The sequence below is a fragment of the Bacteroides sp. AM44-19 genome, from assembly GCF_003603395.1.
Classification (GTDB): Bacteria; Bacteroidota; Bacteroidia; order Bacteroidales; family Bacteroidaceae; genus Bacteroides; species Bacteroides uniformis.
Genome location: NZ_QTNB01000001.1, coordinates 953,022 through 974,292, shown reverse-complemented (window position 1 = coordinate 974,292; position 21,271 = coordinate 953,022). Strand labels below are relative to the sequence as shown.

General features: G+C 44.3%; 15 protein-coding genes. 7 read left to right on the top strand and 8 right to left on the bottom strand.

From position 1 onward, the window contains the following. The first annotated feature begins 249 nt into the window (after positions 1-249). Together DW947_RS04370 and DW947_RS04365 are read left to right on the top strand one after the other, a co-directional pair. Positions 250-1,218 carry a DnaJ C-terminal domain-containing protein gene (locus tag DW947_RS04370; protein WP_005826253.1) on the top strand — a complete coding sequence of 323 codons (969 nt, stop codon included), beginning with the start codon at positions 250-252 and terminating at the stop codon, positions 1,216-1,218. 17 nt (positions 1,219-1,235) lie between these two features. Then, positions 1,236-1,529 carry a chaperone modulator CbpM gene (locus tag DW947_RS04365; protein ID WP_009036538.1) on the top strand — a complete coding sequence of 98 codons (294 nt, stop codon included), beginning with the start codon at positions 1,236-1,238 and terminating at the stop codon, positions 1,527-1,529. A 136-nt stretch (positions 1,530-1,665) separates the two neighbouring features. Here the strand turns inward: DW947_RS04365 and DW947_RS04360 are convergent, their stop codons facing one another. Genes DW947_RS04360 through DW947_RS04345 form a run of 4 tightly spaced genes read right to left on the bottom strand, consistent with a single transcriptional unit; the run spans position 1,666 to position 6,136 of the window. Beyond that, positions 1,666-3,372: an acyl-CoA dehydrogenase family protein gene (locus tag DW947_RS04360; protein ID WP_117866791.1), complete on the bottom strand. Its 1,707-nt coding sequence runs from the start codon at positions 3,370-3,372 to the stop codon at positions 1,666-1,668. Positions 3,373-3,382: 10 nt separating this feature from the next. Continuing rightward, a complete protein-coding gene (locus tag DW947_RS04355; protein WP_057098175.1) occupies positions 3,383-4,204 on the bottom strand; it encodes an energy transducer TonB in 822 nt (273 codons plus the stop codon). A gap of 14 nt (positions 4,205-4,218) precedes the next feature. After that, a complete protein-coding gene (locus DW947_RS04350; protein WP_005835598.1) occupies positions 4,219-5,238 on the bottom strand; it encodes an electron transfer flavoprotein subunit alpha/FixB family protein in 1,020 nt (339 codons plus the stop codon). A gap of 4 nt (positions 5,239-5,242) precedes the next feature. Continuing rightward, positions 5,243-6,136, bottom strand: coding sequence for an electron transfer flavoprotein subunit beta/FixA family protein (locus DW947_RS04345; protein ID WP_057281742.1), 894 nt, complete (start codon positions 6,134-6,136; stop codon positions 5,243-5,245). A gap of 336 nt (positions 6,137-6,472) precedes the next feature. Here DW947_RS04345 and DW947_RS04340 point away from each other — a divergent pair, with 336 nt between their 5' ends. Then, on the top strand, positions 6,473-8,233 hold the full coding sequence (locus tag DW947_RS04340) for a 1-deoxy-D-xylulose-5-phosphate synthase (RefSeq protein ID WP_118940697.1): 1,761 nt from the start codon (positions 6,473-6,475) through the stop codon (positions 8,231-8,233). A 44-nt stretch (positions 8,234-8,277) separates the two neighbouring features. Here DW947_RS04340 and DW947_RS04335 read toward each other — a convergent pair whose 3' ends face one another. Continuing rightward, positions 8,278-9,477 carry an aminopeptidase C gene (locus tag DW947_RS04335; RefSeq protein WP_087332791.1) on the bottom strand — a complete coding sequence of 400 codons (1,200 nt, stop codon included), beginning with the start codon at positions 9,475-9,477 and terminating at the stop codon, positions 8,278-8,280. Positions 9,478-9,572: 95 nt separating this feature from the next. Between DW947_RS04335 and DW947_RS04330 the strand changes: the two genes are divergently transcribed. Further along, a complete protein-coding gene (locus tag DW947_RS04330; protein WP_118940696.1) occupies positions 9,573-10,418 on the top strand; it encodes a patatin family protein in 846 nt (281 codons plus the stop codon). 182 nt (positions 10,419-10,600) lie between these two features. On the opposite strand, the gene DW947_RS04325 is transcribed toward DW947_RS04330, so the two are convergent. The 3 genes from DW947_RS04325 to DW947_RS04315 all read right to left on the bottom strand — a co-directional run bounded on the left by DW947_RS04325 (position 10,601) and on the right by DW947_RS04315 (position 16,782). Then, complete coding sequence (locus DW947_RS04325; RefSeq protein WP_118940695.1) at positions 10,601-12,364, bottom strand: RagB/SusD family nutrient uptake outer membrane protein; 1,764 nt, start codon at positions 12,362-12,364, stop codon at positions 10,601-10,603. An 18-nt stretch (positions 12,365-12,382) separates the two neighbouring features. After that, a complete protein-coding gene (locus tag DW947_RS04320) occupies positions 12,383-15,343 on the bottom strand; it encodes a SusC/RagA family TonB-linked outer membrane protein (protein WP_118940694.1) in 2,961 nt (986 codons plus the stop codon). 71 nt (positions 15,344-15,414) lie between these two features. Beyond that, positions 15,415-16,782 carry a neutral/alkaline non-lysosomal ceramidase N-terminal domain-containing protein gene (locus DW947_RS04315; protein WP_229095817.1) on the bottom strand — a complete coding sequence of 456 codons (1,368 nt, stop codon included), beginning with the start codon at positions 16,780-16,782 and terminating at the stop codon, positions 15,415-15,417. A 237-nt stretch (positions 16,783-17,019) separates the two neighbouring features. On the opposite strand from DW947_RS04315, the gene DW947_RS04310 reads away from it, so the two are divergent. From DW947_RS04310 to DW947_RS04295, 3 genes are all read left to right on the top strand, one after another. Further along, positions 17,020-18,933 (top strand): GH32 C-terminal domain-containing protein, encoded by a 1,914-nt coding sequence (locus DW947_RS04310; RefSeq protein ID WP_229095815.1) that lies wholly within the window; start codon positions 17,020-17,022, stop codon positions 18,931-18,933. Positions 18,934-18,949: 16 nt separating this feature from the next. Then, the gene (locus DW947_RS04305) at positions 18,950-20,110 is read left to right on the top strand and encodes an MFS transporter (protein ID WP_057089268.1); all 1,161 of its coding nucleotides are present in this window, start codon (positions 18,950-18,952) and stop codon (positions 20,108-20,110) included. Positions 20,111-20,344: 234 nt separating this feature from the next. Then, positions 20,345-21,232: a carbohydrate kinase family protein gene (locus DW947_RS04295; protein WP_005826288.1), complete on the top strand. Its 888-nt coding sequence runs from the start codon at positions 20,345-20,347 to the stop codon at positions 21,230-21,232. Positions 21,233-21,271 lie beyond the last annotated feature (39 nt).

Sequence of the window (21,271 nt, the reverse complement as noted above, 5' to 3'; positions counted from 1 at the left end):
AATAAAGCATTTTCTGTCAATTTTAGGAAGATTTAGGATGAATAATTAGACGATATTAGGTGTCGTTTACACTATTTTGGTATTTTATAGACGTGAAATAAGTGTTTGGTTGAAACTAAATGTTTGTTTATCACGTAATTATTATGCTTGATGATGCTTTTTAATTTTCGTTTACCTATTTTAGTAATGCGTAAAACAAATTGGCGTGTTATTTGTTTTATGGTATTTAGACAATAAAACTAATAGACTATGGCTTATATTGATTACTATCAGGTCCTTGGAGTGGACAAAAAGGCATCTCAGGATGACATCAAGAGAGCGTTCCGCAAGCTGGCGCGCAAGTACCATCCTGACTTGAATCCGAACGATGCTACGGCCAAGGATAAGTTTCAGGCTATCAACGAGGCGAATGAGGTGCTGAGTGATCCTGAAAAAAGAAAGAAATATGATGAATATGGTGAACACTGGAAACATGCCGACGAGTTTGAAGCGCAGAAGCGGGCACAGCAGCAAGCCGGGGGCTTCGGGGGATTTGGCGGTGCCGGTTTTGGAGGTTCCGGTGCGGGATTTGGTACGGACGGAGGCGGTACGTATTGGTATTCTTCCGACGGCCAGGAATTTTCGGGCAGTAATGCCGGTGGTTTCTCAGACTTCTTCGAACAGATGTTCGGTCATCGTACGCGCGGAGGAGGCGGTGCCAATGCCGGTTTCCGCGGGCAGGATTATCATGCGGATTTGAACCTCTCGCTTCGTGAGGCTGCGAAGACCCATAAACAGATATTGACGGTGAATGGCAAGCAAGTGCGTATTACCATTCCGGCCGGTGTGGCCAACGGACAGGTCATCAAACTGAAAGGCTATGGTGGCGAGGGCATCAACGGAGGTCCTGCAGGTGACTTATACATCACGTTTGTGATTCCGGACGACTCGGTATTCAAGCGTTTGGGAGATGATTTGTACGTGGATGTGACCGTCGACCTTTATACAGCCCTGCTGGGTGGCGACCAGTTGGTGGATACTTTGGATGGTCAGGTGAAGCTGAAGGTGAAACCCGAAACTCAGAACGGGACTAAGGTACGTCTGAAGGGTAAGGGCTTCCCCGTATATAAGAAGGAGGGACAGTTTGGCGATCTCATCGTGACTTATTCCGTGAAGTTGCCGACAAACCTGACGGAACAGCAGAAAGAGATGTTCCGTAAAATTCAGAGTATGAACTAATGAAAGGAGAACGGATTATGCAGAACGAATGGATTGTCATCAGCGAATATTGTGACAAGTGTCATATAGAGCCCACTTTTATTGATATGCTGTGCGAAAGTGGACTGATAGATGTGGAGCAGGAAGGTGGAGAGCGTTATCTGCCTTTCTCCGAGTTGCCGGATGTGGAACGGTACAGCCGTATGTACTACGACCTTTCCATCAATATGGAAGGGATTGATGCCATCCACCATCTGCTGGCAAGGATGGAAGAGATGCAGCGGGAGATACACTCGCTGCGCGGCAGGCTGAGGCTGCACGGAGAGTATTAATTTTCCTTTCGTCTCTTTGAGAACTTTTGTCCTTTTAAGAAGGGGCAAGCAGGAGGAAGTATTTCAGAAAAAACAAGCGGGCACCGGAGTAGCTAAACTCCGGTGCCCGCTATATTTGCCTTGTCAAGCAATGCATTTATTTGCGGTAGCTTTCCAGCTCTTCTGCCTTGAACTTACGGATGAAGTTAAAGTGTTTTTCCACTTCGGCTTCTGCGTAGTTCACATACACCAGAGCCGACTTGCCGAACAGTTCGGGAGCCTTTGTCGCGTCCTGAATGATGAGGTGCGACATGATACATACCGCAGCCATCTCATAGAGGCGACGTGCCACGAAGTCCAGCAATTCCTGATTCTGTGCCTCTTTCACCGCATTGGTGCAGGCTTCGAACTTGTTGGTCATCTCTTTGATGCGGTCCATCAACGGTTGCATTTCTTCGCTGCACGGCACTTGCTCGTAGTCGCGCAAGGTGGCAGAGTATGAGCCGTTTGTTACATAGCGGATAGCAGCTACGGTCTGCAACTGAGTAGTACCTTCGTAGATAGAAGTGATACGTGCATCACGATAGATACGTTGGCAAGCATACTCCAGCATGAAGCCCGAACCGCCGTGAATCTGGATGCTGTCGTAAGCATTCTGATTGGCATATTCAGAGTTCATACCTTTTGCCAGCGGAGTGAAGGCGTCGGCAAGTTTGGCATACTTCTTTTGTTCCTGGCGTTCTTCCGGAGTCAGTTTGCGTTCGCGAGCAATGTCGTCCAGCGCTTTGTAGATGTCAACGTAGCGGGAAGTCTGGTACAGCAAGGAGCGTCCTGCATCCAACTTGGCTTTCATAATAGCCAGCATGTCATATACAGCCGGGAATTCGATGATAGCCCTGCCGAACTGCTTGCGGTCTTTGGCATAAGCCAGACCTTCGTTGTAGGCAGCTTGTGAAAGGCCTACCGACTGTGCGGCAATACCCAGACGGGCACCGTTCATCAAAGCCATAACGTATTTAATCAAACCAAGCTTGCGGTCGCCGCAAAGTTCTGCCTTTGCATTCTTGTAAACCAGCTCGCAGGTGGGAGAGCCGTGGATACCCAGCTTGTTCTCGATGCGGCGCACGTCTACACCGCCTTCATTCTTATCGTAGATGAACATGGACAAGCCACGTCCGTCTTTGGTACCCTCTTCTGAACGTGCCAGTACGAGGTGGAGATTGGCGTCACCGTTAGTAATAAAACGCTTCACGCCGTTCAGGCGCCAGCAGTTGTTGGCCTCGTCATAGGTCGCTTTCAGCATTACGCTCTGCAAGTCGGAACCGGCATCCGGTTCTGTCAGGTCCATAGACATGGTCTCTCCGGCGCAGACACGCGGTATAAAACGGCTGTGCTGGTCTTCGTTACCGAATTCGTAGAGCGTTTCGATACAGTCTTGCAGTGACCAGATGTTACCGAAACCGGCATCGGCGGCGGCAACGATTTCCGCACACATGGTGTACGGAGTAATCGGGAAGTTCAAGCCACCGAAACGGCGCGGCATGGTCATACCGTTCAATCCGGCTTTTACCATGGCGTCGAGGTTCTGCTTGGTGCCGCTGGCATATTCCACACGGCCGTTGGCACAGTGGGGACCTTCTTCGTCCACGCCCTCGGCATTGGGAGCGATAATCTCTCCGGTAATCTCTCCGGTGATTTCAAGTACCTTGTCAAAAGAGTCCATAGCATCCGCATAGTCCTGCGGGGCATAGTCATACTTGTCTTTGTCTTGGTAACCGCGTTCTTTCAGTTCGCAGATACGTTCCATCATCGAGTTGTTCAGATGATACTTCAATTCGGGAACTTCGGTATAAAAATTTGCCATAATTTCTTGGTTATTTAGGTATTCTGAAGTATAGGGGTATGGTGAATTTCACTCGCTTGGCCTCTCCGTCCTGATAGCCGGGCGACCAGCGGTAGACGTCGGCAATGGCCTCGAAAGCGCGTATGGCTTCTTTGTCGATGTCATAGCGCACGGACTGGAGAATTTGGGGATGGGTCATCTTGCCTTCTTCGTCTACAACGAATCGCAGGATTACCCTTCCTTCTGCCTTTTGCTTCCAGGCGTCTTCCGGATATTTGGTAACATTGGCCACCAGTTTCATGAGGTTCTCTATTCCACCGGGGAAGGATGGAAACACGAAATACGGCTGATGTTCCATTTCAGTTCCGTGCTCGTCGAACATCTTTCCACCGGTACACTGATTCTCTGAATAGTGTTCCTCTCTACGGAGTTTCCCGTCGGGATAGTATTGCAGGAGTGTTCCGTCAAGTTTACCATCGCTGTAGCTCCGGGCCAGATGTATGGCACCGTCGGGATAATACACCATGGTCTGCCCCTCCAGGCGGTTGTCTCTATATACTTCTGTCAGGCTGTCCTTGCCATTTGCATAGAATGATGTATGCAGGCCTTCCCTTATCCTTTTGCGGGGATTGCTTTTGTATTCGGAGAAATGCCAGACATCCTTCTTTTGTCCTTCCAAAGCATACTCTTCCACCTTGATGCACTTCTTGTTTATCTTGGAAACAAGAGCATACCTGACTGCCTGGATGGAGTCGTCCGTCCATTGGTAATTCTTGTCCAACCAGAGCTTTTCTTGAGCGATAGCGGAAGATATACCTGAAAGAAGAACAAATATAAGAATCAGCCCTTTCATGATTACCTTTATTGTTATTTACTGTGTGATTTATAATACTTAATCATCTTCGGGATAACCTCTTCCACCGTACCGTTGATGACGTAGTCGGCAATCGTGTTGATGGGAGCGTTCTCGTCATTGTTGATGGAGATGATAATACCACTTTCCTGCATACCGGCAATGTGCTGGATTTGTCCGCTGATGCCGCAAGCAATATACAGTTTGGGGCGGACAGTGACACCGGTCTGGCCAATCTGGCGGTCATGGTCGGCATAACCGGCATCGACGGCAGCACGGCTGGCGCCTACCTCAGCATGGAGTTCTTTGGCAAGCTCGAACAACATGTCAAAGCCTTCCTTGCTTCCCATGCCGTAGCCTCCGGCAATCACGATGGGAGCGCCTTTCAGGTTATGTTTTGCCTTTTCTACGTGGCGGTCGATGACTTTTACCACATAGTCCGTCTCGGGCACGTACTTGGCAACGTCGTGGTTGATGACTTCGCCCTTATAGTCGGCGTCCAGAATCTCTTTCTTCATCACACCTTCGCGAACGGTTGCCATCTGCGGACGGTGCTCGGGATTCACAATCGTGGCAACGATGTTACCGCCGAATGCGGGACGGATTTGATACAGCAGGTTCTCGTAAACCTTGCCTTCCTTCTTGTCTTCGTGGTTGCCGATTTCCAGTGAGGTACAGTCGGCAGTCAGTCCGCTGGTCAAAGCGGAAGAAACGCGCGGACCGAGGTCGCGACCGATAACGGTGGCGCCCATCAGGCAGATTTGCGGCTTTTCTTCTTTGAACAAATTGATGAGGATAGAGGAGTGGGGAAGGGAAGTATAGGGGAACAAGCCCGGAGCGTCGAATACGTGGAGTTTGTCTACTCCGAAGGGCAATACCTGCTTTTCAATGCCTACCAGATTATTGCCGGCAGCAACTGCCTCCAGTTGACAGCCCAACTGATTGGCTAATTTACGACCTTTGGTCAAGAGTTCGAGACTGACGTCGGCAACTGTTGTGCCTTCTATCTCTAAATATACAAATACATTATTCATAATCTTATCCTATCGTATGGTTAGCTAACAGTTCAACAATCAAATCTTCTACATCCTTGTCGCTGCCCGTCAGCGTTTTGCTTTCTTTGGCCTGGAATGAAATGTTCTGAATGGTCTTCACCTTGGTGGGCGAGCCGCTCAGACCGCATTGTGCAAGGTCGCCGTTCACGTCGGCAACGCTCCATTCCGTGATGTTCAGATAGGGATATTTCTCGTAGAGGTCGGCGTAGGCAAGCCCAGCGCTTTCCTTGGTGATGGCAGCTTTTTCCTGGGCACCGAGGGCGCGTTTGTACTTCTGCACCAGTTTGGCATTGCGCGGGCGGCAGGGAGCGGCACTTCCGTTTACGGTGATGACTATGGGCAGGGGAGCCTCAACGGTTTCCACACCCCCGTCGATATGACGTTTCACGGTAATTTTCTTGGCGGCTTTGTCCACGTTCAGAATCTCTTCTGCGTAGGTCACTTGCGTCAGCCCCAGCTTTTCGGCAACCTGCGGGCCTACTTGGGCGGTATCGCCGTCGATGGCCTGGCGTCCGCCAATGATGACGTCATAGTCGCCTATCTTCTTGATGGCTGTGGCAAGGGCATACGAAGTGGCAAGCGTATCGGCACCTGCAAAGGCGCGGTCGGTCAGCAGATAGCCGTTGTCGGCACCACGGTAAAGTCCTTCACGAATAACTTCGGCTGCACGTCCCGGTCCCATGGTCAGGATGGTAACGGTGGAGCCCGGATGTTCATCTTTCAGTCGGAGAGCCTGCTCAAGAGCGTTCAGGTCTTCGGGGTTGAAGATGGCAGGGAGTGCCGCGCGGTTGATGGTTCCGTCGGCTTTCATGGCATCTTTCCCAACGTTGCGTGTGTCGGGAACTTGTTTTGCCAATACAACAATTTTCAAACTCATGCTATTAATTATTAGTATTAGTATTTCTTTGTATGTCAGTACCGGGAATAGGAGTAGTAGAATCCTGCTACTGAAATTGGCCGGTTAACTCATTATCAGCCTGCAAATTTACGGAAAGAGTTGGGTTTGACAAGAAAATGGGGTGAAAAATGCACAAGTTGAGGGATTTTGCGCAAATATCAGTTGGCTCTATATCTGTAAAAAAGGTAATAAAACCGGTAATTTATCTACCTTTCCGTTCCCGTTTCCTCTGTACTTTTGCAGCGTCCGGATGAGGCCTGCACGACGGGCGGCATCGGATAAACAAGCATCGCTACTTAAATGTTATTATAGAATATGTATATTGAAAAAGTAAATTCCCCTGCTGACGTGAAAAAGTTATCAGTCAGCGAGATGAACGGATTAGGTGGAGAAATCCGCCAGGTGTTGTTAAACAAGTTAAGCTCTCACGGAGGACACGTAGGTCCCAACCTGGGAATGGTAGAAGCCACCATAGCCCTGCATTACGTGTTCGATTCACCAACGGACAAGATAGTCTATGACGTGTCTCACCAAAGTTATACCCATAAGATATTGACAGGCCGCCGGGCAGCGTTTATGAATGCGGACGAGTATGACGAAGTCTCCGGATATTCCGAACCGTCGGAAAGTGAGCATGACTTTTTCGTTATCGGGCATACCTCTACCTCCGTCAGTCTGGCAAGCGGGCTTGCCAAGGCACGCGACCTGAAGGGTGAGACGGGTAATGTGATTGCGGTCATCGGCGATGGCTCGCTAAGTGGTGGTGAAGCTTTCGAAGGATTGAATGTAGGTGCCGAACTGGGCACGAACTTCATCGTCATTGTCAACGATAACCAGATGTCCATTGCCGAGAATCATGGCGGGCTATACCGTAATCTGCAACAGTTGCGCGAAACGGAGGGTCAGGCTCCCTGCAACTATTTTAAGGCAATGGGATATGATTATCTCTATGTGAAGGATGGCAATAACGTGGAGCAATTGATAGAGGCTTTCCGTGAAGTGAAGGACAAGAAGCATCCGGTTGTGGTACATATCAATACCTTGAAAGGTAAAGGATACAAATTGGCGGAAGAGCAAAAAGAACGTTTCCATTACAGTGTTCCGTTCGACCTTGAGACCGGCAATCTGACCGGTGAGCCTGGAGAGGATGAAGACTATGCCGACCTTACCGCTGGTTATCTGTTGCAGGAGATGAAGAAAGACCCGACTGTGGTGGGCATCACCGCAGGCACACCCACGGTATTCGGCTTTACACCGGAGCGACGCAAGGAGGCTGGTCGCCAGTTCATCGATATGGGCATTGCCGAAGAACAGGCTGTTGCCATGGCTTCTGCCATTGCTGCCGGAGGTGGAAAGCCGGTATTCGGCGTCTACAGCACCTTTATCCAGCGCGCCTACGACCAGCTGTCGCAAGACCTCTGCATCAACAATAATCCTGCACTGATTCTTGTTTTCTGGGGAAGCTTGTCGAGTATGAACGACGTTACCCATCTTTGTCTTTTCGATATTCCGGTCATTGGCAATATTCCGAATATGGTTTATCTGGCACCTACTTGTCGTGAGGAGTATATGGCAATGCTGGAGTGGGGGATCCGTCAGACGGAACATCCGGTTGCCATCCGCGTGCCGGCCAATGGGGTTGTCCGCAGGAATGTAGAACCGGAGAAGGATTACGGCAAGACGCTGAACCGTTATGAGGTGTCCCATCGTGGAGAGAAGGTTGCCATATTGGGACTGGGCTCTTTCTATCAGTTGGGCGAAGCCGTGGCTGCCCGGTTGAAGGAAGAAAAAGGAGTGGATGCCACGCTTGTCAATCCCCGCTACATCACGGGTGTGGACGAGGCTTTGCTCGATGACCTGAAGCAGGACCATGCACTGGTCATTACTCTTGAGGACGGAGTGCTGGATGGTGGCTTTGGCGAGAAGATTGCCCGCTACTACGGTCCGTCGGATATGAAGGTGTTGAACTATGGTGTGAAGAAAGAGTTTATCGACCGTTACGATGTGGAGGAGCAGTTGAAGAAGAATCGGTTGACGGTTCCGCAGATTGTGGAAGATATCTGTAGGATTTGGTAAGAATTGAAGAAGGAGATGCATCAAACTGCATCTCCTTCTTTTATTTATTTAATACCCAGTTTCTTGGCAATATCCTTAGGCAGTGCATCCTTGTGCACAATGATGTTCATTGTTTTATAGCGCACGAAAGCTTTGGAAGCATACCACAGCCCTTTGTACTTTCCGGCTTCACCCCAAGAGTTTTTTACCATATAGTATTCGTTGCCTTCCTGGTCTTTGGCTATACCGTAAATCAGCATACCGTGGTCGTCGGTTGTTTCCCAGTTGTCGTATGCCTGTTGGCGTTCTTCTTGTGTGCACCACTTTTGCGGTTGAGGCTTGCTGTTCAGTTTCTTTTCTTCCGGTTTCATTTTCAGCCAGTGTGCCATGTCCGAACCGCTCAGTTCTTGCACCTTTTCTGCATCGGGCATTACGGCTATACCGTCACGTGTGAAACCTTGTTCGCTTACGTCGCTACCCCAAGCAATGGTATAACCTTTATTGATAGCATTGTCGAACACTTCCATCAGCTCGTCGATAGGCAGGTTGTAGGAAGAAGCCCAACGCCAGTTGTCTTGTATTTCCAGGACGAACGGCTGGTAGAAGGGATGGTGCGTATAGGAAGTCAGTGAGATATAGTCATCTGCATTCAGTCCGGTAGATTCATAGAAAGACTTCGGAGTGTATTCTTTGCCTTTATAGGTGAACTTTTCAGGACGTTCGCCCAAGTAAATATCGTGGATAGAGGTGATGGCCTTCTTCCAGAGTGGGTTCTTGTCACTGTCGGTTTGCAGGCTGCGCAGTTTGCCTTTGGCGATAGCTGCCACTACGGCATCAGATACGGCTGTCAATTCGGTGTGGTTGCTCAGCGTGTCACCATACATAACGCCCGGACGCATTTCCTCTTCGGGCACCAGACCGAAAGTCTTCATACCATAAATTACATCGTAGAACGAACCGCCTTGTGAGAACGAAACGTCACCATGTGTACGCACTGCCTTGTCGGCACGGTCCAGATAGGTGTTGTGTACGATAAACATTTCAGAAAGGTCGTACTCGCCCTTGCCCATACGGAGCAGTTCGGATTCGATGAATGCCAGTCCGGAGTAGCACCAGCATGTACCGGCACGGTTTTGGTTCTTAACAGAAGTGATAGGATTTTCTTTTACGGTTGTAAAGATGAAACCTTCCTCTTTCGTAGTGTCTTGTGCTATTGTGTTTAAACTTAATAAACCCAATGCAGCCATCAGTATTGATTTCTTCATCATAATTAAAATGTTATAGATTTATAGTTGCAACTGCAAATATAGGTAGAATATCGTAAACAAAAGCTATCTTTGGAACGTTAATTCTGACACTTATGGAGAAAATAATACGTATCGACGACCGTAGCGGTCTTGTTTTGGAGGGCGGTGGCATGCGCGGCGTCTTCACTTGCGGTGTGCTCGACAGCTTTATGGATCGTGGCATTCGCTTTCCCTATACCATCGGCGTCAGTGCCGGAGCCTGCAACGGACTTTCCTATATGTCCGGCCAGCGCGGGCGTGCCAAGTACAGTAATATCGACTTGCTGGAAAAATACAATTACATCGGATTGAAGTATCTGTTGAAGAAGCGGAATATCATGGATTTCGATTTGTTGTTCCAGGAGTTTCCGGAACACATACTTCCCTACGACTACGAGGCATACTTTCATTGTCCCGAACGCTATGTGATGGTAACTACCAACTGCGAGACGGGCGAAGCGAACTATTTTGAGGAGAAGCGGAGTAAGGAGCGCGTCATTGATATTGTGCGTGCTTCGAGCAGTCTGCCGTTTGTCTGTCCCATTACCTACGTGGACAATATCCCGATGCTGGACGGAGGTATTGTGGACAGTATTCCTTTGATGCGTGCCCGTCAGGATGGATTTACCAATAATGTGGTGGTGTTGACGCGCAATCATGGGTACCGTAAGGAAATTCAGGGAACGAAAGTTCCACCTTTTATATATAAGAAATATCCGCTATTGCGTGAAGCCATCAACCGCCGCAGCATTGTCTATAATCAGCAGTTGGAGCAGGTGGAACGGATGGAAGCCGCCGGGGAAATCGTTGTGATCCGTCCACAGAAGCCGGTAGTGGTAGACCGCATCGAGCGTGACATCAAGAAGCTGACGGAGCTTTATGAAGAAGGATACCGGTGTGCGGAACAGTTTGTTTTTTGAGAAGTATAGATTTATTTTCCTGAGGTTATTATTGTTTACTAATAGATAAATGGTGAGGCATTAATAACTTTTTTGAGTAAATTGGCATTATATATAAATCCTTAAAATATCTGTATTAAAGAGTCGTGTAGGATTGATTCTAGCACGACTCTTATATTTACTGTTGCATGAGAGGAGTATTATTAATATCCGGGGTTCTGCGTAAGATTTTTATTTAAGTTGAGTACATCGATAGGAATTGGAAATACTGTTGTGTATCCGTTGGCATCGTATACCCAGTCTCCTGCAGAATTGGCATGCGGTACGCCTGGATATTTATCATCTGTAGCCTCAGTGTAGGTACCAAAACGGATTTGATCTTCTCTCCGAACAGGCTCCCACATTAATTCAAGAGCACGTTCATCAAGTAAGTCTTGTAATGTAAGGGTTTCTCTTGGTTGGGCATTCACCCGATTACGAACTTCATTTACCAGTGTAAGTGCTTCTGAAATATTCCCTAGACGATATTGTGCTTCTGCTGCGAGTAGTAGCGCATCCGCATATCGGTATACCACAAAATCTGCATTAGTATAATGAGCCCACATTGTGTTTTTGTCGGTTTTATCAAGCTCCAGTTTTTTTACTCTAGCTCCAGCCCATTTCACTATATATAATCCTTTAGGGTCAGAGTATGAAGTTACGTCATAATCAATACGGGCTTGGAATGGTAAATAGGTTCCATAAGGATTATAAGATTCGGAAACTTGTGAGGCAATTCTTTTTCCGTCAACATACACATCTCCATAGAAAAAGCTCATGTCCCAACGTGGATCTGTTGCTGAATAGTCAGCAGTTTCTGTCGCTTCGTCATAGGTTGCACCAAATATTTTAACAGCTTCTATTGTTGCTATTGGACCGTTCCCACCATTAAATCCTATAGCAGCAGAATGTGCATAATGCAATGAGTACCAATGTAAATTTTGACTAAGGCGGTAAGTGTCTGTATCATTAGGACGAATAAAAATGTTTTCAATAGAACCTTCGTTGCCTACAAGGAAATTAGATTTAAAGTTATCAGCTAGTGCATATCCTAATTCTTTAATACGTTGTTTGCAGTATATAACAGTTTCCCAAGCGTTACGTGTAGTTCCTTCAAGAGTGATTGTTATATTCTTTCCGGCATTTGTAATATAGGATTCTACTGCGTTAATTCCTCCAGTGAAGGAGCCATCGTTCCAATCTTCTTTTGAAAAGATTGGTGCATTGATAGCTAGTTTTGCCATCATCATATAACCGACAGCCTTTGTGATACGCCCATAGTATTGGCTGTTTGAATCTGCGGACTTTGCTTCAGGTAGGTGTGGTATGATATCGGTTAATTCATCACGTAAAAAATCATAAACTTGAGTACGATTTGGTTGCTTTACGTCTGCCACTTTGGTATCTGAGGAAACTATAATAGGTACCCTGCCAAAAAGATTTATTGCATGATAATAATAAAATGCTCTACAAGCTCTAATTTCATATTGATAGTCTTTGAGATAATCTTCTCCTCCCTTATCTATCATATCTTGTAAGTCTTCATAAGCAGAATTACATAAACTAATCTGTTTGTAAATGTCATTCCAAGTTGCTAAAAATGCCGCATAAGATGGTGACCAACTGTGTAAGAAAGCATTCTGATGGAAACCGCCATCTACCCAGTCACCTTGACGACCGGGCAACATTGCTAAATCCGATGTGAATTCTGATAAAAAGGAGTAAGGGTATGTACGAAACTCAAAGCAGGTTCCTTGTAATCCCATTCCTGAATATATAGCAGCAACAGAATTGATATATACTAATGTGGGATTACTTAATGCGTCCTCTTTTTGGAATTTGTCATAGGCAACTTCGTCAAGAAAATCAGAACAACTGCTTAGTAATAGTATTGCTATTGTCACTAAACCTAATATTTTTTTCTTCATGGCTTTCTATTTTTATGTTTAGAAACTAAGAATTAACTGAATAGTATATGTTCTATTAATAGGATAGATATTACGAGAATCAACTCCACCTTGAAAACTTGCTGAGTTAATCATTGGAGTTAGTCCGGAATAACCAGTAATGGTAGCTACATTATTACATGAAAGTGCTATGCGAGCATTGGAAAAGATTTTGAATACTTTGGTGGGAATGTTGTATCCCAATGTTATATATTCAATGTTTACATAATCTCCTTTTTCAAGCCAATATGAAGTATGTACAATATCATAGATACCTAAGTTAGGGGCTGTCTTAAGTACATTATATGAAGGAAATAAGTTTAAGTTATTATAATTAAGATGGGTTGCGTTATAAATTTTATGTCCAAATGCGCCATTGAATTGGACAGACAGGTCGAATTGCTTATATCGTAACTGTGCATTAAGATTCATGTTGACTTTTGGTACAACTTGACCAAGTATCTCTCTATCTCCAGAATCTGAGTGGTCAATGGTTCCATCACCGTCTAGATCTTTAAATTTATATGTTTTCTTTCCATCTGAAGCTTGATTGAAGCCATCGTGTACTGGTAAACGGAAAATACCAACGGGATAACCTTCTGCCATATAAGTAACAGCTGTATTTGCGGTAAGCCCTGAACCACCTGCACTTGATACTACTACCCAGTCTGTGGTAGTTAATGCTTCACCATTATATGCTCCTGAAAGTGATATTAATTTATTTTTTAAGAATGATACATTACCTGATAAATTGAGTCCCCATTTTTTATTTTTGATTACTTCTCCTGAAATGGAAAATTCAAATCCTTTATTAACCATTTCTCCCATATTGGCAAGTAAGGTGGGGTATGTAAATGGCGGAACAGATACATTATATGTATACAGTAAATCTTTAGTTGTTGAGTGGAAGTAATCCATCGTTCCACGTAAACGACCATTGAACATTGTAAAGTCCAATCCAATATCAAAAGTATATTTTGTTTCCCATTTTAAATCGGGATTAGCATTAGAAGCTACAGCATAAGTTACTACTGACTGATTGTTGTAAGATGAAATTCCATTTGGAGATAAGACTTGTAAAGAGTTGAGTGGTGAAATAGCATCTTGATTACCTGTAACTCCATAACCAGCACGTAGTTTAAGTGTAGAAAATATTTTTTGCTTTTTCATGAATTCTTCATTACTGATAATCCATGCGGCAGATGCGGAAGGGAAAAATCCCCATTTATGGTTAGCTCCAAGTTTAGATGAACCATCTGTACGTGCATTCACTGTTATTACATATTTATTGTCAAACATGTAGTTGAGGCGTGCCATATAAGATAAAAGTGTGTTTTTTTGAGCCCCTGATGATGCATTTCCATAACTTAATAGGGCACCGGCTGCAAGATTATTATATTTAAAGTAGTTGGTATCAAACCCTTCTGTATATACAGAACTATTGAATGTATAGTAGGATTGACCTTCTACTAGAGCTAAAGCATTAATTGCATGTTTATTAAATTCTTTTGAGTAATTTGCTTGTATATTACCCATCCAATCTTTGCCATGTCGATTGCTGACCTGAGCACGTCCACGATTACCTCTATAAGCATATACATCATTGGGGTAATATGCTTTATTATTTGTGTTTACATACATAAATGAGCCAAAAGCGCTTAATGATAATCCATCGATTATCTTATATGTTGCTCTTGCACTGGCATTAATGCGTGTACTTTCATTTTTCAAATCGTATTCCATTATTTCTCCTGGATGTACAACCATTGATGAAACATTGTTGTCAATGTCCCATATACCAGTTTCTGGATTTCTTTCAGATGGATATGTTGGATTATAAACGGCAGCGCTTGACCAAACATTGGAACCTGGCTTGGATTCACGGTAAATAGCAGATAAATTAAATTCAAGACTCAATTTATTATTTAGACCATGTAAGTTTGAGTTGAAACGTCCGTAATACGTGGTATTACCAGTATTACGTACTGATCCGGTTCTGTCGTTTATACCAAATGTGGCACGCATGCTTCCTTTTTTTGTTGCTTGTGTAAGAGAGACTGTATGATTATTTTGGGTATATACAGAATTTTGTACCCAATCCATCCAGTTGGTACTTGCACCTAAATCTTTTCCTACTCCAGAAAATAAAGTTTGATTGACATGCCTCCATTCGTTAGGTGATAACATTTGTAATTGTTTATATGCATGGCTGATACCGAATTGGCCATTATATGTGATATTGGAAACTCCTTCTTTTCCTTTAGCTGTAGTTACAACAATTACGCCTGCTGCACCGCGTGAACCATATTGGGCTGTTTCCGAAGCGTCTTTTAAAACTGTAACTTCTTCAATATCTTGGGCTGCAATTGTATTTAACATCTCTAGGGATCCGAAGACTCCATCTATGATTACTAATGGATCATTACCTCCTGATAAAGAAGATGTTCCACGAATGCGGACAGTCGGTTCAGCATTAACATTCCCACCGTCTTGAGAAATAACCATACCAGGAACTTTGCCTCTGATGGCATCAATAGGAGTAGCAATATAACCAAGATTCATATCTTTTGCCGTAACACGATCTACTGCTCCTGATACAGATCGTTTATTACCGACAGCATAACCGATAACTACTACTTCATCCAGAGCTTTACTGTCTTCCACGAGGGTTATATTAATTTTTTTTCTACCAGCGATAGCTACTTCTTGGGTTATGCAACCTACGTAAGAAAAAACAAGAGTAGCATCACTGTTTGTGTTGATTGTGTAATTTCCATTAAGGTCGGTGATAACTCCTTGGGTGGTTCCCTTAACTAATATGCTAACACCTATAATAGGCTCATCATCTGTTCCAATAACAGTTCCTGTCACATTGATTTGTTGAGCTAATATGGAATTGGAATAAAGTATGAATAAAAATGTTATCCATATGAATTTTGGGGTAAATATATGTGTTTTCATAATCACATTTTCTAGTTAATCAAAAGTTTGTTATGTGGGCTGTCCTTTTTATAAGGATAGCCCAGCTTTTTTTAATGAGTGGCTTCATTGATTAAATCAAGTAGTCCATTGACAATGGCGCTTTCTGCATATCCGGGTTTTAATCTGGAAGAAAGTACTTCAAATGTCTGAAAACCATAAGCTGCATCATTAGGTATATATCCAGAACGTGCTGTTCCATTTGTTATTGTTGCCATCATTGTGCGTGTATATGGAGATTCATTTTTCAATCTGACTGCTATATAATTAAAGATTTCTGCATTAACAGATGTAATAGGTATATTGTCTAGCATAATTAGACCGAGACGGAGCACAATCGGGTCTGCATCTTCATATTTGCCTTCGTAGCCAGCTCTTCCTTTATTTAATCGGTTACGTCCTGGACAAGTTATAATTTTGCTTCCCGTGTTAATTGGAATAACTGTTTCATAACGTTTGATATTACGCATAACATGTTGAACTTCTTCTCCTAACATTTGCCCCATAGATATGATGATATCTTTCTGTTGTTGCATTAGTTTTGCTACTTGAGGGTTGTTCCGGTCAAGCCCTGTGCCTCCTGGAGGCATTGCATTTGAGATATCTTCGCCTCTTTTTGCATATTCCTTAATACGGATATCTCGTAACTCATACGTCTGATTGAAGTAAATCGGGTTTTGGTCACCACTGGCTCCGGTTGACCATACTGCTATTATTTCATTATCAAAAGTGTCTTCTATGTATTTGGAAGTTGTTCCTGGTACATCTCCACTAATCATATCCAACTGCCCTGCTGCAACAGCATGCATTGCGTAATTATAATATACTGCGATGGGTTTGTTATCCATTGTTTTGAAACAGATGACTGCAACTGTTTTATCTGATATCCCTTCATAGTTGGGGCCTTCCCACCAGCCGTGACGTTCTTGATCAAAAATATTGCGATTGATATTGATATATGAAACTCCACTACCATATCCTATTTGGGCAGGTTGTAGTTTGGACGTGGCTTCTTTAATGGAAGAGAATATTTTTTCATTCAAGACTTCTGGTTTTAAACGTGCTCCACTATGTGTATGTGACGCTGTAATCATTATATTATTTTGGGGTATTCCAATTTCCGTCTCAACCCGTTCTGTTATAGTCTTCCATTGAGCATCACTGATACCACCTATATCTACTGTAACCAATGCTGCTTTCGTATGATTATTATCAATTACAATAGCTCGGCTATGAATATGGTCAAGGATACCGAAAGAATTCGGTGGTAATTCATCTTGATTAGGAGTAATGTCCACTTTGGCAGCTCCAACCCTTAATGTTCCTTTGGGACCGTTTTGCGCATAAGTAGGACTTACAAGCATTATGGAAAAAAGCATTATAGCTAATCCATACATTTTTTTTGCTTTACATGTTTTCATGGTCTTAATAATTTGAGTTTAACTTAATATATTATTTGTTTTATAACAATGGCAAATATAGCGCTAAGAAAATGAAATGCTTGTCAAATATGTTTCAAAAACTATGAATTTTGTTACCTCAGCATTGTTCTACAATGCTGAGGTAACATTTGTTATAGTAGTTGCAACATTAATTATGTCCAAGCTTCTTTTTTTGTTGTTTCTTTGCAAAACCTTATTAATATAATACCATTAAACATGAAACATTTATTAACACAGTGGCAGATGGCAGTAAAATGGAGTATAGCATTATTCGCAAGTTTGTGCTGTTTACTCTTTTGGGGTTGTAAACAAGCTACTCATTTTCAGATGCAATTGGAGCATATGAATGAGTTGGAAAGTATTATTTATGTGGAAGGACAAGCAAAAATATTGCTTCTTCCAATTCAAGAGTCTGCAGATGAATCTCTTTTGCAAATAGAGAGTAGTGACGGGAATAAAATTATGCAGACTTTAGACGTACATATGGCAGTTGACAGTATAGATTATTTTGTTCCTCTTGATTTAGATAATTATCGGCAGGGTAGTGGAGAGACTATTATGATTCGTATGAAAGGACTCTATAATAATGCTGTAACGTGGGATGCTATAGAGCTGGTTGATACTTTTGATACTACTAACCGTGAAACTTTTCGTCCAATTTACCATCACACACCTTTGTATGGTTGGATGAATGATGCCAATGGATTGGTCTATAAGGATGGAGAATATCATCTTTATTTTCAATATAATCCTTATGGCTCTGTTTGGGGGAATATGCATTGGGGACACTCAGTCAGTAAAGATTTGATGCATTGGGAGCATAAAGCACCGGTGATTGCTCGTGATTCTCTGGGACATATATTTTCAGGTAGTTCTGTTGTAGATGTAGAGAATACAGCTGGTTATGGTGCAGGAGCTATTATTGCTTTTTATACTTCTGCAAGTGAAAAAAATGGGCAAATTCAGTGTATGGCTTACAGTAAAGATAATGGGTATACTTATACTAAATATGAAAAGAACCCTATTCTGACTCCTTTTGATGGGATAAAAGATTTCCGTGATCCCAAGGTTTTTTGGTATAATCCTGAAAAGAAATGGATTATGATTGTTTCTGCTGATAAAGAAATGCGCTTTTATGCTTCGTACAATTTAAAGGATTGGACATATCTTAGTGCGTGGGGAGAAGGATATGGTGTGCAACCTTGTCAATTTGAATGCCCAGACATGGTCCAATTACCAGTTAATGGTAATAAGGATTATATGAAATGGGTTATGATTGTCAATGTAAATCCTGGTTGCTATTTTGGGGGAAGTGCTACGCAATATTTTGTAGGCAATTTTGATGGGACGAAGTTTGTCTGTGATAGTCCTAAAGAGACAGTAAAATGGCTGGATTGGGGAAAGGATCATTATGCAACAGTTTGCTTTTCAAACACTTGTGATAGGATTATTGCAATACCTTGGATGAGTAATTGGCAGTATGCAAACATCGTTCCTACAAAACAGTTTCGTAGTGCTAATGCCTTGCCTCGTGAGTTAGGGTTGTATGAACAAGATGGTGAATTTTATGTATCAATAACTCCTGTAAAGGAAGTACGTGATATACGTAAAGAAGTGAGGGAGATATCTACATTTATGGTTGATACCGAGTATCATGTGGATACATTGTTGAATGAGAATAGTGGGGCCTATGAAATTGAAATGCAGTTTGTCAATGGTACAGCAAATATAATGGGGTTTAAACTATTTAATGAAAAAGGTGAAGAGGTTGATATTTACTTAGATTTATTAGAAAGTAGATTAGTAATGGATCGCACGAAGAGTGGTATTGTTGATTTTGGTCGTAATAGTCAATCTCATATACTTGAAACCCATGATAAACGTATGAAAACTTCGATTAATTATATCGATGATTTTGCTCTTGCTACTTGGGGGCCTATAGTAAAAACAATGAGCCATACTTTAAATATATTTGTTGATAAGTGTTCTGTTGAGATTTTCCTTGATGGTGGTAAGGTAGCTATGACTAATTTGGTTTTCCCTAATGAGCCATATAATCGTATGAGTTGTTATGCAAAAGGTGGAAGCTACAAAGTGAATAATTGCAGAATTTACAGATTAGGATTTTAAAAAATAGGATATAATTATGCAAAAAACGAATTCCTTGGCAAAGCTCTTTCCGGTCATGCTTTGCTTCTTCGCCATGGGCTTTGTGGATTTGGTGGGCATCGCCTCCAACTACGTGAAGGCCGACTTGAACCTGACCGACTCGCAAGCCAACATATTCCCGTCTCTGGTGTTCTTCTGGTTCCTCATCTTCTCCGTACCTACGGGTATGCTGATGAACCGCATCGGACGCAAGAAGACAGTGCTTCTCAGCCTTGTCATCACGTTTGCCTCTTTGCTTCTCCCGGTTTTCGGAGACGGCTACGTGCTGATGCTGCTCTCGTTCTCATTGCTGGGCATCGGCAATGCGCTGATGCAAACGTCGCTCAACCCGCTGCTTTCCAATATCGTAAGCGGCGAGCGGCTGGCAAGTTCGCTCACCTTCGGACAGTTTGTAAAAGCCATTGCTTCGTTTCTGGCTCCATACATCGCCATGTGGGGAGCTACGCAGGCCATTCCGTCTCTGGGCATGGGCTGGAGGGTGCTGTTCCCGGTCTATATGGTCATTGCGGTGATTGCCATTCTCTGGCTGAGCGGTACTTCCATCCGCGAGGAAAAGGAAGAGGGACGCCCTTCCACCTTCGGGGAGTGCCTCGCTCTGCTGGGCAAGCCGTTTATCTTTCTCTGCTTCCTGGGCATCATGTGCCATGTGGGCATTGATGTAGGTACGAATACCACAGCGCCCAAAATCCTGATGGAGCGTCTGGGCATGACGCTGGCCGATGCCGGCTTTGCCACCAGCCTTTACTTCATCTTCCGCACGGCGGGTTGCTTTCTCGGAGCCTTCATCCTTCAGAAGATGGCTCCCCGAACCTTCTTCGGCATCAGCGTGTTATGTATGTTGGCTGCGATGGTAGGGTTGTTCGTTTTCCATGAAAAGGCAATGATATACATCTGCATTGCCCTTATCGGTTTCGGCAATTCGAACATCTTTCCGGTTATCTTCTCTCAGGCGTTGCTTGCTATGCCACAAAAGAAGAACGAGGTTTCCGGTTTGATGATTATGGGGCTCTTCGGCGGTACGGTATTTCCGATAGCAATGGGCTTGGCAAGTGATGCTGTAGGACAAAGCGGTGCCGTGGCTGTGATGACGGTAGGGGTAGTGTACTTGTTCTTCTATATGCTGCGTATGAAGCGGTAATCTTTGTTCGCAGGCTGCGGACACATATCCCAAGGCTGCGGATATCTGTCCCAAGGTTGCGGATGTCTATCCCAAGCCTTGGGATAGAGATAATCCTTAGTTCTTAGAGACTTTTTAATAGATAATTGGCAACTTTTCATTCTATAGTTAGGAACTTTTTTATTAGGTTTGCAGTGGGTAGGACATTGAGTTTGCCGTGAATAAAATATATCATTCATTAAACAATATAATATTATGAATAAGATAATAGTAGGTATGGGCGAGGCTCTGTGGGACTGCCTCCCCGAAGGAAAGAAGATAGGCGGTGCTCCGGCAAACTTTGCTTACCATGCATCGCAGTTTGGTTTCGACAGCCGTGTGGTCAGTGCCGTAGGTGCCGATGCGGATGGGGACGAGATTCTGGATGTGTTCGCCCGGAAGGGGCTGCGCACGCAGATTGAGCGCGTGCCTTACCCCACGGGAACGGTGCAGGTGACGCTCGATGCCGTGGGCGTGCCGTGCTATGAGATAAAAGAAGGCGTGGCCTGGGACAACATTCCCTTTACCGACGAACTGAAGCGTCTGGCACTGAACACGCGTGCCGTATGTTTCGGCTCTTTGGCGCAACGCAGTGAAACAAGCCGCATCACCATCAACCGTTTTCTCGACACGATGCCCGATGCGGAGGGGCAACTGAAGATATTCGACATCAATCTCCGCCAAGGGTTCTATACCAAAGAGATACTCTGCGAATCCATGCGCCGCTGCAACATCCTCAAGATAAACGATGAGGAGCTGGTGACCATCAGCCGTATTTTCGGCTACCCGGGCATCGACTTGCAGGACAAATGCTGGATTCTGCTGGCCAAGTATAACCTGAAGATGCTTATCTTGACTTGTGGAACGAACGGCAGCTATGTGTTCACTCCGGGAGTGGTTTCCTTCCAGGAGACGCCCAAGGTACCGGTGGCGGACACCGTTGGAGCCGGTGATTCGTTCACGGCAGCCTTCACCGCTGCCATTCTCAGCGGGAAGCAGGTGCCCGATGCCCATAAACTGGCGGTGGAAGTCTCTGCCTATGTATGTACCCAGAGCGGTGCCATGCCGGAATTGCCGGTGGCCTTGAAAGAAAGGCTGGCATAGATTTTTCTTATTCTTTTCACATTTTTCGTTATCTTTGCT

Coding starts and splice junctions, on each gene's coding strand:
- DW947_RS04370 (WP_005826253.1), top strand. CDS start 250: ATGGCTTATATTGATTACTATCAGGTCCTTGGAGTGGACAAAAAGGCA.
- DW947_RS04365 (WP_009036538.1), top strand. CDS start 1,236: ATGCAGAACGAATGGATTGTCATCAGCGAATATTGTGACAAGTGTCAT.
- DW947_RS04360 (WP_117866791.1), bottom strand. CDS start 3,372: ATGGCAAATTTTTATACCGAAGTTCCCGAATTGAAGTATCATCTGAAC.
- DW947_RS04355 (WP_057098175.1), bottom strand. CDS start 4,204: ATGAAAGGGCTGATTCTTATATTTGTTCTTCTTTCAGGTATATCTTCC.
- DW947_RS04350 (WP_005835598.1), bottom strand. CDS start 5,238: ATGAATAATGTATTTGTATATTTAGAGATAGAAGGCACAACAGTTGCC.
- DW947_RS04345 (WP_057281742.1), bottom strand. CDS start 6,136: ATGAGTTTGAAAATTGTTGTATTGGCAAAACAAGTTCCCGACACACGC.
- DW947_RS04340 (WP_118940697.1), top strand. CDS start 6,473: ATGTATATTGAAAAAGTAAATTCCCCTGCTGACGTGAAAAAGTTATCA.
- DW947_RS04335 (WP_087332791.1), bottom strand. CDS start 9,477: ATGAAGAAATCAATACTGATGGCTGCATTGGGTTTATTAAGTTTAAAC.
- DW947_RS04330 (WP_118940696.1), top strand. CDS start 9,573: ATGGAGAAAATAATACGTATCGACGACCGTAGCGGTCTTGTTTTGGAG.
- DW947_RS04325 (WP_118940695.1), bottom strand. CDS start 12,364: ATGAAGAAAAAAATATTAGGTTTAGTGACAATAGCAATACTATTACTA.
- DW947_RS04320 (WP_118940694.1), bottom strand. CDS start 15,343: ATGAAAACACATATATTTACCCCAAAATTCATATGGATAACATTTTTA.
- DW947_RS04315 (WP_229095817.1), bottom strand. CDS start 16,782: ATGAAAACATGTAAAGCAAAAAAAATGTATGGATTAGCTATAATGCTT.
- DW947_RS04310 (WP_229095815.1), top strand. CDS start 17,020: ATGAAACATTTATTAACACAGTGGCAGATGGCAGTAAAATGGAGTATA.
- DW947_RS04305 (WP_057089268.1), top strand. CDS start 18,950: ATGCAAAAAACGAATTCCTTGGCAAAGCTCTTTCCGGTCATGCTTTGC.
- DW947_RS04295 (WP_005826288.1), top strand. CDS start 20,345: ATGAATAAGATAATAGTAGGTATGGGCGAGGCTCTGTGGGACTGCCTC.